Consider the following 15,431-nt stretch of genomic DNA (forward strand, 5'->3'; position numbering starts at 1 on the left):
AGTCCTTCTTAACTGTTACTGAATAGGATATATTTTATTGAGTGATCCGCAATAACCCTATAACAGATGTTATACCTTAAACACGTTACTACCGCTTTTCTGCTTCTCTCTGCTGCTCTACTCAGCACATCTTATGCGTACGCTCAAAACAAGGTATGTGCCATCTACCCACACCTGAAAGATTCCTATTGGATTTCTGTCAACTACGGCATGGTAAAAGAAGCTGAAAAGGAAGGTATCGAGCTTAAAGTGCTAGAGTCCGGCGGATATCCCAATATCAGCAAGCAAAAAGCTCAGCTAGCGACCTGTAAGCAGTGGGGGGCCGATGCCATTATTCTGGGTACAGTGTCACCAAACGCCTACTACGACCAAATTGAGCAAGTTATCGGAGACACACCGATATTCTCAACCGTGAACAAACTGTTAGTCAGTGAGAAAGACAAGGATAACCTGAAAGGTCAGGTCGGGGTCGACTGGTACTGGATGGGTTATTTTGCCGGAGAATATCTGGCTAACAAGCACCCAACCGGCTCCGGCGCAGTGAGAGTCGGCTGGTTACCCGGGCCAAAAACAAGTGGTGGTACCAAACCATCTACTCAGGGCTTTTTCGATGCCATTGAAAACTCTGACGTGGTTATTATGCGTACATTCTGGGCGGATAACGATAAAGAGCTGCAACGCAACCTAATCCAGCAAGCGCTGGAAGTGCCTAATTTGGATTATATTGTCGGTAGTGCCGTCGCTATCGAGGCCGCCATCAGTGAGACCAGAGCCCTGAATAAAAACCGTGATATCGGGTTGATTTCTACCTATCTCAGCCACGGTGTTTATCGTGGTCTTTTAAGAAATAAAGTACTATTTGCCCCAACAGATAAGATGGTTTTGCAAGGTCAGCTCTCTCTAATGCAAGCCAGCGCATACCTGAAAGATAAGGAGTTTGATGAGTTATTATCACCAAGGATAGAAAAGCTGACACCCGACTCATTAAATAAAACCATTATAGATGAATCATTATCACCTTCTGAGTTCCGGCCCATTTTTAGTATCGGAGCTACAAAGTGATATTCCTGAATATCGTCACTCATGTTGTCAGGCAAAGACAATAAGCAGATTAAATACAGATACCTCAGTTAGCTGAGAAAGAGACCTTAACGGAAAATATAATGAAGAAGACCACCCGAACTATTCCGGCACACAAGCACATTGCTTTGGTTGCCCACGACCACTACAAACCAGAGTTACTACGCTGGGTTCAGGAGAACAAAGAAAAGCTGCAGAGCCACTTCCTTTATGCCACGGGTACTACCGGTACTATGTTGAGCAAAGAGACCGGGCTGGCGATCAAGAGCATGATTAGCGGCCCTATGGGTGGTGACCAGCAGCTTGGTGCCCATATCTCTGAAGGCAAGATTGATATGTTGATTTTCTTCTGGGACCCACTTAATGCAGTACCTCACGATCCCGATGTAAAAGCACTGCTTCGAATCGCCAGTGTGTGGAATATCCCTGTAGCCACCAACCGTTCTTCAGCAAAATTCCTGTTTGAATCAAAGCTGCTAGAAGAAGAAGTGGTGATTGAAATTCCGGATTATGACGCATATCTGTCTGAAAGAATCTGATTAACAAACTCTGAAATACATGAGGAGAAGCTTAGCTTCTCCTCTTTCTTTTTTAGACCTAACAATCTGGCGGGTTACTTATCACTCCATACTGCCATTTCGTTACCACTCGGCTCAAGAAAATGAAAACGTCTGCCGCCCGGAAAGCTGAAAATCTCCCGGCTTATCTCTGCTCCCGCATCGGTTACTTCCTGTAGTGTCTGTTCCAGATCAGAGCTATAAAACACCAGAAGCGCCCCTCCTTTCTCTTGCTTAGAATTGAGTTCAGCTTTAAAGAAGCCCCCCATCAACCCTTTGCCGGTAAAGGCCATATACTCTTCACCATAATCTTCAAACATCCAGCCGAATATCTGAGTAAAAAATGCCTTGGTACTGTCAAAATCGACCGCCGGAAACTCAATGTAGTTTATTGATTTATTCTCAAAATCCATATTCTTCACCTTCTAGCCTCTGTTAATAACAGCATAGTCGTTATCCGTTAACTCTTGTATGAACCTTGAGGGTGCAGCGCCATGAACCAGCCATACCTTCTGTTTTGCTCTTGTCAGTGCCACATAAAACAGGCGACGCTCTTCGGCATCGGCATAGGTCTGTTTCGATGCACCAATCACTGCATCAAGGTGAGGCTGGCGTTCAGAAGCAGGAAACTGCCCGTCATCCAACGCAACAATAAAAACATAGTCAGCTTCGCTCCCTTTACTGGCATGACAGGTCTGAAACTCAAAGGACAGATTAGCGAAAGCTTTTTGCCACTCATCAAAATGAGCCGGTTTATGGTAGTGGTTTCTTCCTAACAACATCACAGACGCGCCTTGCTGCATTTTTTGGTTCAGGGCACTCAAGGCTTTTTCTATCTGTTTTACCGATATCACATAAACGGCTTTCTGCTTCTGCACCTTGTTACTGACAAGCTCTTTCTCCAGTTGATAAGGGTTCTGCTGAATAAAGCGGTTGGCCACTTCGGCTATTTTTGAGTTAAATCGATAGGTGGTGTCCAGATAATGGACGGTTGAGCTGGTAAAACGTTCTGCGAACCCTGTAGTTAAGTCCACATCCGCACCAGCAAACTGATAAATGGCCTGCCAGTCATCACCCACAGCAAACAGGGAAGCGTGTTTCTCCCCTTTTCTGTTGGTGCAAAGTGCCTCAAGCAACTCCACTCTGTCCGGAGAGATATCCTGATACTCATCCACCATAATGTAACGCCATGGAGATTTAAATTTACCGCTTTTTACATACTTGGTTGCCTGAGAAATCATCAGGTAGAAGTCTATCTCCCCTCTCTCTTTCAGCGTCTTCTGCCAATGTTGGTAACAAGGCCAGATCAAAGCCAGTTCATTGTTTAAGCGCGGATAATCCCTATGTTCTACCAGTAGCTCCTGAAGTTCTTTTTTCGGTTTATGGGTCTGGCAGAGAAAATCCAGTTGTGAAATCAACCACTGGATCAGTTTTGGATTCTCTGTCTGGTGCTCCAGCTCTTCATCCCCTTTCAGGTAGGCAATTGGCCATTTCGACAGATGTTTTTGCCAGCGCTTATAGTTGGCGTTTACCTGCCAGTGCTGTTTCAGCCACTCTGAACACCAGGCTTTTTTCTCAGCACTGTCGGTCGCTAAAGGTGAGATAACCGCCGGCGCTTCTTCAACACTGTTTACAATCTTAAGCCCCAACTGATGAAAGGTATTGACCGACACCTTTTCTGCGGCGAGGCCGATTTTATCGGACAACCTTTGCTTCATCTCTTCTGCCGCTTTGCGGCCAAACGCTAACATAAGCAGTTCATCCGCCTGTGCAAGGTGGCTTTGCAACAGGTAGGCAATGCGGGATGTCAAAACACTGGTTTTACCGGTGCCCGCTCCGGCCAGTACCAGATTGTGATCGTTGTTCAACAGAACAGCCTGTTGCTGAGAGACATTCAGCGGAGAAGACTCAATTTGGTTAAACAGTACTTCCCAGTTCGGGCGTTCCTGTTCCAGCCAGTGATCATTTCGTTCATCCACCCGTTGTTCACTCTGCTCTATCCAGGTAGAGACAAAGTCCAATTGACCGCGTAATCTCGCTTTTGCTTCATCCAGTGTCATTCCCATTTCTTCTAACTGCCCCGCCACCATATCGCGCCAATTATGTACGCAGGAGTCGGGCAGATAGGCAGGCTGTTTGATCAATAAATCAAGTTGTTGCTGCCACTCAGGTTTTCTTTCCAGTAGCTGGCGACACTGGGTAAGATGCCACTCTTCATACTGACGAAGGGCATTGCGGGCAAACTCCCGGCACTCTTCCCAGGGCAAGCCCTGAATACGCCAGCCGTTTCTTACACCACCTTCTTCTGAGGAATAGAGAGTAATCGCCCCCCAAAGCAGACCTCTTTTCAGGTTAAGTTCACCACTCCATACTGCAAATGGAATTCGCTCTTCCTTCAGGGCAGAACTTACAATAAGAGTATTAGATTCAAGTCGTATCTGTTGATACTCATTCTGAAAGAAAAACTGAGCAGACGGGGAGGCTTTAATTTCCGCCTTAGTTCCCACATCGGTTTGCTTGTTGGTTAGCATAGTTACCTTTTTATAAGCCACAGACAGCAAATGGATTGATACGAAAATCGCATTATAACCTTAAGTTCTGATTTGGGGGGCTGAATTATTAAAGCGACATCACATACAGCGAGTTAACTGATTTTTTGCCCTGCACAGCAGTTTTCTATCCAGTTTCAATCAGTTATCAAGTATAATGCCGTCCTGTCAGCCATTGTTCATAATCAGAATCTCCGGTGCTAAATTTTTCCAGACTCAGACAACTTGTTATCAATCCTGCCGTTAGTTACAGCGCACTGATCTTTATTGCCTTGATTGGTGTGTTGGTACCGTCGCTGCTGCAAAGTGAACTCAGCTTTACCATAACACCATTAATACTTGGTGTTATTGCCGGTGCCCTGACGGAATCTGATGATAATTTCCGTGGCAGGGTGAAAGCTCAGCTACTGACGCTGATCTGTTTCGCTATTGCCTCTTTTTCTATTGAGATCTTATTCGACTACCCGATTCTGTTTGCTATCGGTCTTTTCAGCTCAACCATTCTGTTTATTATGCTGGGTGCTATCGGCCCCAGATACGCAAAAATCGCCTTCGGTTCGCTTCTGATTGCTGTCTATACCATGCTGGGCGCTCACCAGAGTGAAAATATCTGGCTTCAACCGGCTCTGCTGCTCGGCGGAAGTGGCTGGTACTTTCTGTTGGCGATGGTCTGGTATGCCATTAGCCCGTTACAGCCGGTGCAACAAAGTCTGGCTGAGGTATTTCAGCAGCTTTCTTATTACTTTCAGGCAAGAAGGGCGTTGTTCCATCCCAGCCCTTCCCTTACGCCACAACCACACAGAATTAACGAAGCCAGTGTCAACGCCAAAACCGTATCCGCACTTAATCAGTGTAAATCGACCTTTCTTGCCCGCTCTAAGCGTGGCCAGGTTGACGGACCGAGCGACCGTTTTCTCAGAATCTATTTTCTGGCTCAGGATATTCATGAGCGAGTCAGTTCCAGCCACCACCGTTATCAGGATCTTGCACAGGCATTTCAGCATTCCGATATTATGTTCCGCTTTAAGTATCTGCTGGAGATACAGGCACAGGCGTGCAGTAATATCGCTAAGTCCATTGTTGTCGGTATTCCCTACAGCCATCAGCCTCACTCTTTACAAGCTCTGGATGAACTGCGTAGCTCCATCGATTTTATTGAACAACAGCCCGACTCGCAGTGGCAGATACATCTTCCGCAGATCAAATATCTGTTCGACAACCTCGCCACCATTGAAGAGCAACTGGCCAATATCAACAACCCGGATGCCCTTCCGGAAGATGACGCCGATACCATTCAGGATACAGAGGCTCATACCCTAAGTGCTATGTGGCAGAGAGTGAAGCTGAACCTGACACCGTCATCACTACTGTTCCGTCACGCGGTTCGTCTCTCTCTGGCTCTTACCATAGGCTACGGCATTATTCAGACCTTTCAGATTGAACAGGGCTACTGGATTCTGCTTACCACTCTGTTTGTCTGCCAGCCTAACTATAGTGCCACCAGACAAAAGCTTACATCCCGTGTAATAGGCACGTTAAGCGGATTAGTAATTGGAACCTTGCTGCTATTTCTGTTCCCCTCCCCGTACAGCCAATTGATCACCATTGTTCTTTCCGGTGTGGCTTTTTTTGTTTTCAGGGTAAACAACTATAGCTACGCCACCGCGTTTATTACTATTCTGGTTCTGTTCTGTTTTGAACGAATGGGCAGCGGCTACGCTGTGATTCTGCCAAGACTGACCGACACCGTAATCGGCTGTGTTCTGGCCGTAATGGCCGTCAGTTTTATTTTGCCTGACTGGCAATCAAGACGATTAAACAAGGTCATGGCGGACTCCGTCGACTCTAACAGACACTATCTTGGTCTTATCATCGGCCAGTATCGTATCGGCAAGAAGAACGACCTCAGTTACCGGATCGCCAGAAGAGACGCCCATAACCAGAGTGCTCTGTTGAGTTCTGCAATCAATAATATGTTGATGGAGCCGGGTAGATACCGGACATTCCGCGATGAATGTTTCCGTTTTCTGACACTGAACCATGCCATGTTGAGTTATATTTCCGCGCTCGGAGCACATAGGACAAGGCTGGATGATCATGTCACCCATCAACTGATTCTTGATGCTCACCGGGAGATTCATTACAGCCTTGAAGCACTAAGCAAACAACTCGGCTCTGCCGCCGTTATCGATCACCCCCAGCCAGATAACTCATTGCTGACTGAAAGGCTGGATAACTGGCGTGAATGTGAAGGGAGCTCTGCGAAAATGGTACTTCAGCAACTTCATCTGGTGCATAAAATGCTGCCTGAGCTACTTGAACTGGCAAAGATATTGGCACAGAAGCAAAGTTACCGGGATAAAGGCAGTTCCTAAGGCTGACCGGTCAATGAAAGGCAGACACTATTTGAACATTAATCAGTTTACGCTTATTCTTAAACGGTAGAGTAAGGATTCGCCAATGCCAGTTTCTTCAGTACAGTCCGGTTATCAAATCATTCAACAGTCTCAGAATATGGCTGAAGAGGCGGCGTCTGATATTGCTGAAATGAGCAAGCGTGATGATCTTGAGTTTAATAAAGTCGATTTCGAGCAAACTCAACAAGCCGAAAAAGAGAAAGAGAAACCCAAAGCCACTCTGGAAGATGCCCTCACCAAACTCAATCAGGCCAATACCTATTCTCAGGCTGGTGCTAATGTTGTCCGTCGTTCTGACGAGATGATTGGAACCATGCTTGACACTCACGTCTGAGATCTCAATTTGCAATCTCAATTTGTAATAATTTCTGATTACTTTTTCTTGTTTTAGCCTAAACTAATACTAAAAATATAAAACGTAGTGGCAAGGATATAAATGAACGCAGCAGCGGCAAAGGTAAATAACGCCCAGAGAATTAAGCAATACTTAGAATTTGGTATGAAGCTTTCCGTGACTATCAAGTTCGGACCAAAAGACGAGTACAGTTTACAATCCAATTTGATCGGCATGAAGGAAAATCAGTTCTTACTTCTGGATATGAGTTCCAAGGTGGTTGAAGATTTAATCACCCGTAAAACCAATAACGTTGGTGTTGTTGTCCGGGGGATTACCGATACAGAACTGGGCGATATCATTGCCTTTAAGTCACAGATAATTTCCGTTGTTTCCCGCCCCACATGGCTGATGTTTATCAAAATACCTTATAGTTTTGAGACCAAACCTATCCGTGCCAATAAACGTTTCAAGCTTAACCTTCCGGCTTCAGTTATCAGCGGAGATGACACATTTAAAGCCACGCTGCGCGATCTTTCCGCCTCCGGTTGCGGTATTTTTATCGATCAACCCGTTGAACTAAGCAAGGGTATGGATGTAACCATACAACCCACATTAGAACACTTTCCGACAACGTCTCCCGTTTGTCATATTATGAGCAGCCGTAAATACGCCGGCGGTACTTTTCTCGGCATCAAATTTGCCAAAGAAATTGAACTTGAAGACAACCTTAAGTATGAAATTCTGGAGCATACCGTTTTAAGCCGCTAGCTCGACAAACGCTGACTTAAACCTCTGACTCCGCCATACAGTGCTGTTTGTAATAGGTTAGTGCCTCAAACAGAGCCACTTCCCTTATAGGTTTAACAATTATATAGTCAGCGCCAGCTTCAAAAAACGCTTGCTTGGTTGACTCCATTCCGTCAGCAGTGCAGGCAAAAACCGGTATATCCAGCTTCAGTTTATTGCGGATAATTGAGGTCACCTCTACACCACCCAGATTTGGCATCTGGTTATCCATCAATATCAAATGATAGTGAGTTGACTTAAGTTTATCTAAAGCCTGATGACCGTTTTCTGCCCAGTCTACAGATAAGCCGTATTTCTCGCAGAACGCTTTAGCGATATAAGCATTGGTTTTATTATCTTCCACCAGCAGAACAGAGACAGGCGTATCAAACATCAACTCTCCCGCCACTAAACTATTGGCGTGTACCGCCGGCAGGCTCTGCTCTATGATTTCAAGATCAAAGCAGAGGCTAATGCTAGTCCCCTTATTCTCCTCACTCTCAATCTGAATACGACCGTCTAATAGCTCTGTCAACAGTTTGACAATGGTTAGCCCCAGACCACTGCCGCCATACTCACGTGTAATGGTATTCTCGGTCTGAATAAAAGGTTCAAAGATGCTGATCAGGTTCTGCTGAGAAATGCCAATGCCTGAATCCTGCACCACAATATTCAACTGAGTTTTTCCCTGAGCATCAGTTTGCTGAGAGAAGCTGACCCGGATCTCTCCCTTATGAGTAAACTTCACGGCGTTACTTAACAGGTTAAACATTATCTGATTCAGCCGAACCTGATCGGTACAGAGCTTACTTGCAGAAGGAACCGTGTTCTCTACTTTCAGGCGAATGTTTTTCTCATCACACAGCGGTGAATATATCTTCTCCACCGAGTTCACCAGACTGGAAAGCAAAAACTCTTTTTTTACTATACTGAGCTTTCCCTGCTCTATTTTTGAAAAGTCGAGAATATCATTTAGTACTGCCAAAAGGTGTTCACCACTCTGGCATAATACATCTATCTTCTCTGCCTGCTCTTTGCTGCTGACCGACCTCTTCAGCAACTGTGAGATACCCAAAATACCATTTAGCGGCGTACGGATTTCGTGACTCATTCTGGCCATAAAGTCCGCTCTGGCGGTGGCGGACTTCTCGGCTTCCAGCCGGGCATAGTTACTCTGCTTTTCTGCCTCAATCAGAGAGGTAATATCCAGCCCCTGACCAATAATTGAATGTACACCGTTATCCAATAAAATCGGTGACAGGTTCCAGCGGTAAACCATGTTTGAAATAGGAATATTGACACCGGTTAATACCGCCCCCGTCGCAACCATATTGATATGGTTTATGATTCTCTTCTGGAAGTTCTGGAACACCTTCTCTATATGAATATTGTTTTCCTGAAAGGCTTTCTCAGCCGCGGGATTCATACGGACAATTTTCCCTTCACCATTCCATACAATAATGGGTGACAAGGCAAAGTTAAACAGATCCTGAAATAGCTGCTCTTTCTCAATCAGCTCTTCAAAAGTGTGCTCTAAGGTATGACCAATATGGTCAAATTCAGAAACAATTGAGCCTTTAAACGGCGAAACTTTTCGTTGATCCCTCGCCACCTGTGTATAGGCAACCAATGCAGCCAGTTCACCGGTTAGTCTCTTCTGGATCAAGTAGCGGGCAAGAACCGCGGAAGCTATGATGGAAATGATTGAGAAAAACAAGCCGATTTTATAATTGTTCTCCAGCAGCAGAATACTTTGATTATCCTGTAAGGTATAAAGGCTGATTGGTGTGCGGATATCATCAATACGAAGGTCAATGGCATTATATAAATGCTCATGGTGCTCATTTGCCGGTAAACCGGATTGGTCCTTAATTTGTGCTACCAGTTTTTCAGTCAGTTTTGTTGTTGAAGCAACAGGCACGCCTTCTGCTAATAACACCACTTCTTCAGTGTTACTGACATTTTTCAGGCTCTCCACCAGCGGAAAGTTATTATCCATTACGATAACAATATACAGCTTCGCCAATACCTCACCACTGTCTGCCTTGATTATCGGCATACGCCTGATCAGTAGGTGCTTGTTACCACCTTTACTTTCCAGTACCGAATAGTGCCAGTTACTGCTATAGGCCACATCTTTAGTGAGCAGGTAAAGTTGCTGATTTTCTATACCAAAAAATGCCGCATTTCCGTCATCCCAGAAAACCGTATTGTCACGGGTAATAAACCTGAAATCAGGGGTATTCTTCAGGTCCGCTTTTTCTACCGAAAAAAAGTAATCATCGATCTGCGCTTTCTTATTCAGCTCAATAAACTCCTGCAACGTGACACTTTCCGCCTGACTGTTCTGATGGGTTTTAATGGTGCCCAACTTATAATCAAACAGGCTCTGTAACAGGGTTGACGTCTGGGTCAGGTTACGTTCGATTTCCTGATTTACCGCCGTGGTACTGTACTGGTAGCTAAAACCAAGCAGAGAAACCACCAGCAAGGTAAATACAATAAATATCAGGCGAACCGTCAGGTTCGCCATAGATCTCGGGTTATTTCGGTCAGTGGTGAATATCATCGGTCGGAGTACCTGAACGCTCTCTGCTTGAGGTTTTCTATTCTCTGAATACTGTCGGAATTTGATACAATTTCAAAGCTACCGGAGTAAACTGTCGGCACAGGTTTATCTTCCAGATCCCACTTTATCGCTTCGGCCATGGCAACACCTGTATCATCATTCATCCTCATAACAGTAACATCCAGTTCTCCATTGATGATTGCTTCAAGCTCGGCAGACCCTCCTCCCCAGCCGTTAATCAGTATATTTTTTCCCGATTCCATAATTGCCTGCGAAGCCCCCAGAGCAACGTCTGTTGAACAGGCATACACCAGTTTTAAATCAGGGTATCGTTCAAGGGCGATTTTAGTTGAACGATAACCGCTCTCCTTGCTGGCCTTGGTATAGAACGAAGATTTTAACTGGTAGTCAGCTAGGTCGCTCATGGCATGAATAAAGGTATCTCCACGGGCATCACTAATATAGCCCTGCGAAAAATACATTACTGAATATTCAGATCGAGAGGGAAGAACCGATTTAAAATATTCTGCCAGTGCAAGACTACCCAACAGGTGATCAAAACCGACATAAAGGAACGGCTGCTTGCTGGCCCACGCTTTTACTGGTGTGGTGATATTCTGCAAAATCAATTTGGTATCTGAGCCATGCAGCACATGCTCTATAAACTTACGGTGACGCCCTGTATCCAGAGTAAAAATCAGATAGTCAGTGTTATCCTCAAGGGCTTCGTTTAAAGATAAATTTTGCTGTCGCGTATCAGCGTTCGGCCGGGTAAACACCTTTTTTATCTGATAACGGATATTCAGCTCTCTGAGCCTCTCTTCAAACGCCTTAATGTTTCTTCGCCAGTAGTCGGATACCTGTTCTCCCGGATAGACAACAGAAATCTTTACCGGAGTTGTCTGGTTGAAGGTAATGGGAATCGGGTTGCTGTTAATCGCTACATCCATACTTTTGGTAAGAGTGTTTTGCTGCGGATGAGTTTTAAGGAATTGCGGGTAAGTCCAGTAACCACTCAGATTTTTCATCGCATAACAGAAGGGAGATGCCAGCAGAGCAGATGCGAATAGCAGTGTTGTGATTACCTTCATAGACATACTCACTTTGTTCCATAAGTGTCTTAATACTAGGTGACTAGCCAGATAAAGAAAAATTCAAATATCAAAAAAGCCGCCATGTATCACCATGACGGCTCAAATTTTTATGTTATATCAAACTATTAAAAAGTAAATGCTAAGTTTGCCGAACCACCAAACTCATGTTTATCGGCATAGGATCCGGCAATATCCAGACTCACGACATCAAACGGGCTGATACCAATTCCGGCGGTAACCGTGTTATCCATAGTATCTTTTGTATCTATCTGGTAACCGGCTCTTACTTGTAACCAATCCCAGGCATTTCCTTCCACACCAAAGCGGACAAACTGAGTATCATCGTCAATATGGTTAAAACGGCTCTGTTTGGTCAAATCCACATCAATGGCAGCGGTAAACAGCTGAGTCGCATAAGCAGCACCCACTGTAGCCTGAGGGTTTAGCTCGTATTTTATTGCCGGGTCTTCAGTCTTGATCTCTTTTTTAAACAGATCCTTTACACTAAAACCAACCCGCCATTCATCTTTATGCCATAGAGCACCAATATCCATATTTAAGGTTTTCTTATTGCGCTCACTTTCGTCGTAGTCATCCAGTTCAAAATTCTCGACATCGAGTTTTCGGTAGTAGGTTCTTAACTGCTGATATTTTGGGGTAAAGCCAACAGAAATGGCCTGTCCCTGAAAATCTAACTGTTTAGCAAAAGAGACTCCCAGCTCGGTGAAGCCAAATGCCGCTAACTCAACTTCAGAGTTTGTGTATCTGGTGGTGGTATCATTTGCCGCGTTACCAGTGTTTACGTAATCAGGAATGTTTGTTTTTCCCGCTATCTCAACATAACCCCGTGTATAGATATTTAGCGCCACCTGTTCATTTGGTATCGCGACTGCAATACCTGCATTCGCTGACGCAGTAAGAGGAGCATCACCCTGAAGCCTGTCAAGATGACCATTTAGTTTATTTATGTTGGCGGTACTTGGGCTGGCTTTGAATGCATCAATGGTATCCTGAAGATCATCCACCTCACCTAAAGTATCATCACTGTCTTTAAGAGATGCGCCCACCGCAGGCAGAAGCAGACCGACATCGTCACTGTCACGATAATGCGCGGTCAAGGCCGGGTTGTAGAAAGGAGCCACCAGATAATCGGCCGATGCCACACCGGTGTTACCCATACCGTTGCCTCGACTATCAGCAACCTGTGTCGCACAGTACACGTAACCGGGAATCACAGCCACCGCCACTGCAGAAAGCAAAACATGTCTGAAATTCATCCTGTTCTCCTGTTTATTTTTTTATTAGCTCAGCAATATATAATAGCAGTGAATAATAAATAGCGTACATAATCGTTTGCTAAATTAACCGACTTTAGGCTAAAGATCACAGAGCCGGAACAGCTGACACACCCGTGACCAGCTGTTCTTTCTGTCGTTTATTCAGTTTTTTTATTTTGATTTCTAGCTTAAGGGCACTGCTTTTGCCATCGGTCTTATGGCTCCAGACCAGTTCAAGTGGCCCTTTCCCTTTAAGATATTTTGCTCCCTTTCCCGATGAGTGCTGAGAAAAGCGTCGTGACAGGTCATTAGTAATGCCGCAATAGAGGGTGTTGTGTCTGGTGCGGATCAGGTATACGCACCAGACGTCTGAGTTGATTGAAACGTCAGTCATTATCAGAGAAGGGATTCGACCAACTCTCTAAGCTCAGCAACTTCTGATTTCAGAGCCTGAACCTCTTGTTCAAGTTGCTCAACTCTGCCTGTTTTCGCAGATACCTCAGATGCGCTTCCCGCTACGGCCATACTTTCAGCATCTACTTTGCCACAGAACTGATGCATATAGCGGGACTCACGTTTACCAGCTTCACGAGGCAATTTGACCACCAAAGCTGAATCCGCATCGCCCTGTGACAACTTCTCCAGTACGCTTTCAACCTCTTTTACATCAGTAAACTGACAAAGTCGGTTGGTTCTGGTTCTTAGCTCACCCGGTGTTTGTGCGCCTCGCAGCAACATGCAGCAGACAATTCCTTTTTCCTGATCACTAAACTGAAGATCACCAAACTCGGTATTACAAAAGCGGTGTTGGTATTTTGATACTCTGCTGTTAAAGCCACTCTCGTCATTTACCAGACGACGGGAAATAAGTGCATCAACCGCATCAAGAACGTCAGATTCGGACAGTGCCATCACAGGTTCACGATTGCTCTTCTGGTTACAGGCATTAGTTAAACTATTTAGCGACAGTGGATACTGATCCGGAGTAGTGGCTTCTTTCTCCAGCAGACAACCAATGACTCTGGCTTCAATTTCGCTAAGTTCGATTTTCATACTTATTCCTTTATTCTTTTTCTGTCGGTATAGGAAGTTAATGTTCGTTGAGCATAGGAAGACGAACCACTTCTCCATCTTGATTGACAATTGCCAGAGATGAACGGTTCAGTTCAATCTCAGCGACTTGTAACTGCTTTCTGGCGGTCAGATAAGCCTTTTGCATTCTCTTTTTGTGGCTTTGATCTACTTGTTTCTGGCTATTCATTGCTCGTAGTCTGGCTGTCATTAAACGCTTATATACTACATCGCCTCTATGGTGAATTCCAAGCAGAAACCGAGTAACAAAATCGACAATCCTTTGATTTAAATCTGTAACCTGAGCGGCTGATATGTTTTAATTCGAGCAGGCAATTAATTAATTTTGTAGCTATTAGGAAGGTACACTTATGAACAACGTATTTGAAATCGTTAATCAGGCTCGCCAGAAAAACAAACTGAAACGAGAGCTTCAGGACAACGATAAGAAAGTTCGCGATAACACCAAGCGTGTTGAACTGCTGGACAACCTGCTAGACTACATTAAAGCGGATATGTCTCACGATGAAATTGTATCCATTATCAAAAACATGAAGGCAGATTACGAAGATCGCATCGATGACCATATCATCAAAAGTGCAGAAATTTCTAAAGTGCGTCGTGATATCAGCCGCCGTATCAGAGAGCTGACTGAAGAAGACAAGCAAGCTCAGGGTAAGAAATAACCCATGCAAAACCCGCTATTCGCGGGTTTTTTGTATTAGGCTGTCTTTCGTTACCACTACTCCTCACCACTTATCCGACTATCAAGTTCAGCACTGCCTTTATGTTCTGAGCCTACTACTGATTTATCAGCCAACGTGTAGACTCGGAAATAGAACACCATTGTAAAAAGCATTAGTACCGAAGAGATCAGTTCGATTAATATCCCGCCGGTAAACCTGATAACAAAGCTGGCCTCTTGCAGATAAGCAAGAGGTAATGTCAGTAAAATTGTTAGCAGGACAATCAGGCCTGAACCTAACATCATTTTTCCGGTGAATCCTCGGCTTTTTCTCCAGCTAGCTGACATTGCTGCAATAGCCCCTTTATCATTCAAAACAGTTTCAAAGGTAGAAAAACCATACTTTGCGGCGAAGAAAACACCAGGAATGATCAGCGCCATTGAACCGATCACAACCGCTAAGCCATACAGAATTGAGACAGACAGCAGATCAATCCAGTCAGAAAAAGAGACAGAATGTTTATACGCCACTCCGCTGACAACACTGTGAAAAAACCGTATCAGACGAACAAGAAAATAAGTCTGCAACACCATGGAAACTAATGCGTAAACCAGACCAACCCAGTAATACTGATAGGTAAACAGATCCGCTACATTGCTTAATATGGCCATGGCAATAATAACGGGGCCCATAATACTGAAAAGCTCGCGGGCGTAACGCCTGCAGAAATTTATGCTGTCTAATAGAATGTTTGTCATACTTTTTTGTCTATACCTTGAGAGCTGAATAACCAACTGCTTTACTAAATTAGCAATACACATGCTAACCCTGATTAAAGCGTTTGCTTTTTGTATTTTAAATCAGCTGGTTAGCTTAACACAGCATGTAAGGAACAGTCAGTGATATTCAAAGTATAAATATGATCATCAAACAGAGTTCCGCCTATTGAATAAGCTTGTTTTTCAACTCTGATTAACGAAAAGCCGCACTTCTGCAACACTCTTTCTG

General features: G+C 44.6%; 15 protein-coding genes. 6 read left to right on the forward strand and 9 right to left on the reverse strand.

The features are described 5' to 3' along the window. Positions 1–66: 66 nt before the first annotated feature. Both torT and PK654_RS20125 read left to right on the forward strand, forming a co-directional pair. Positions 67–1,062 carry a TMAO reductase system periplasmic protein TorT gene (gene torT / locus PK654_RS20120; protein ID WP_271699133.1) on the forward strand — a complete coding sequence of 332 codons (996 nt, stop codon included), beginning with the start codon at positions 67–69 and terminating at the stop codon, positions 1,060–1,062. Positions 1,063–1,163: 101 nt separating this feature from the next. Then, positions 1,164–1,619, forward strand: a complete 456-nt coding sequence (locus tag PK654_RS20125) for a methylglyoxal synthase (RefSeq protein WP_271699135.1) — start codon at positions 1,164–1,166, stop codon at positions 1,617–1,619. A gap of 74 nt (positions 1,620–1,693) precedes the next feature. Here the strand turns inward: PK654_RS20125 and PK654_RS20130 are convergent, their stop codons facing one another. Both PK654_RS20130 and helD read right to left on the reverse strand, forming a co-directional pair. Then, positions 1,694–2,050: a VOC family protein gene (locus tag PK654_RS20130; protein ID WP_271699137.1), complete on the reverse strand. Its 357-nt coding sequence runs from the start codon at positions 2,048–2,050 to the stop codon at positions 1,694–1,696. Between the two features lie 12 nt (positions 2,051–2,062). Further along, a complete protein-coding gene (gene helD, locus PK654_RS20135) occupies positions 2,063–4,168 on the reverse strand; it encodes a DNA helicase IV (protein WP_271699139.1) in 2,106 nt (701 codons plus the stop codon). Between the two features lie 215 nt (positions 4,169–4,383). Here helD and yccS point away from each other — a divergent pair, with 215 nt between their 5' ends. From yccS to PK654_RS20150, 3 genes are all read left to right on the forward strand, one after another. Continuing rightward, positions 4,384–6,561, forward strand: coding sequence for a YccS family putative transporter (yccS, locus tag PK654_RS20140; RefSeq protein ID WP_271699140.1), 2,178 nt, complete (start codon positions 4,384–4,386; stop codon positions 6,559–6,561). A gap of 85 nt (positions 6,562–6,646) precedes the next feature. Continuing rightward, entirely contained in the window at positions 6,647–6,937 is a 291-nt protein-coding gene (locus tag PK654_RS20145) for a hypothetical protein (RefSeq protein WP_271699141.1), read from the forward strand. 102 nt (positions 6,938–7,039) lie between these two features. Beyond that, positions 7,040–7,708: a PilZ domain-containing protein gene (locus PK654_RS20150; protein ID WP_271699142.1), complete on the forward strand. Its 669-nt coding sequence runs from the start codon at positions 7,040–7,042 to the stop codon at positions 7,706–7,708. A gap of 16 nt (positions 7,709–7,724) precedes the next feature. Here the strand turns inward: PK654_RS20150 and PK654_RS20155 are convergent, their stop codons facing one another. The 6 genes from PK654_RS20155 to PK654_RS20180 form a co-directional block, all read right to left on the reverse strand. Continuing rightward, on the reverse strand, positions 7,725–10,295 hold the full coding sequence (locus PK654_RS20155; RefSeq protein ID WP_271699143.1) for a LuxQ periplasmic sensor domain-containing protein: 2,571 nt from the start codon (positions 10,293–10,295) through the stop codon (positions 7,725–7,727). After that, entirely contained in the window at positions 10,292–11,386 is a 1,095-nt protein-coding gene (locus tag PK654_RS20160; protein ID WP_271700730.1) for a substrate-binding domain-containing protein, read from the reverse strand. Before PK654_RS20160 ends, PK654_RS20155 begins: the two co-directional genes overlap by 4 nt. Before the next feature lie 128 nt (positions 11,387–11,514). Then, positions 11,515–12,666, reverse strand: coding sequence for a conjugal transfer protein TraF (locus tag PK654_RS20165; RefSeq protein ID WP_271699144.1), 1,152 nt, complete (start codon positions 12,664–12,666; stop codon positions 11,515–11,517). A 106-nt stretch (positions 12,667–12,772) separates the two neighbouring features. Further along, complete coding sequence (locus PK654_RS20170) at positions 12,773–13,060, reverse strand: GIY-YIG nuclease family protein (protein WP_271699145.1); 288 nt, start codon at positions 13,058–13,060, stop codon at positions 12,773–12,775. Between the two features lie 2 nt (positions 13,061–13,062). Then, entirely contained in the window at positions 13,063–13,719 is a 657-nt protein-coding gene (locus PK654_RS20175; RefSeq protein ID WP_271699147.1) for a YceH family protein, read from the reverse strand. Positions 13,720–13,756: 37 nt separating this feature from the next. Beyond that, positions 13,757–13,948, reverse strand: a complete 192-nt coding sequence (locus PK654_RS20180; protein WP_271699148.1) for a hypothetical protein — start codon at positions 13,946–13,948, stop codon at positions 13,757–13,759. Positions 13,949–14,108: 160 nt separating this feature from the next. Here PK654_RS20180 and PK654_RS20185 point away from each other — a divergent pair, with 160 nt between their 5' ends. Beyond that, positions 14,109–14,423: a DUF496 family protein gene (locus tag PK654_RS20185; RefSeq protein WP_271699150.1), complete on the forward strand. Its 315-nt coding sequence runs from the start codon at positions 14,109–14,111 to the stop codon at positions 14,421–14,423. A 56-nt stretch (positions 14,424–14,479) separates the two neighbouring features. On the opposite strand, the gene PK654_RS20190 is transcribed toward PK654_RS20185, so the two are convergent. Then, a complete protein-coding gene (locus tag PK654_RS20190; RefSeq protein ID WP_271699152.1) occupies positions 14,480–15,181 on the reverse strand; it encodes a hypothetical protein in 702 nt (233 codons plus the stop codon). Positions 15,182–15,431 lie beyond the last annotated feature (250 nt).

The sequence above is a fragment of the Vibrio sp. SCSIO 43137 genome (genome assembly GCF_028201475.1).
Lineage (GTDB): Bacteria > Pseudomonadota > Gammaproteobacteria > Enterobacterales > Vibrionaceae > Vibrio.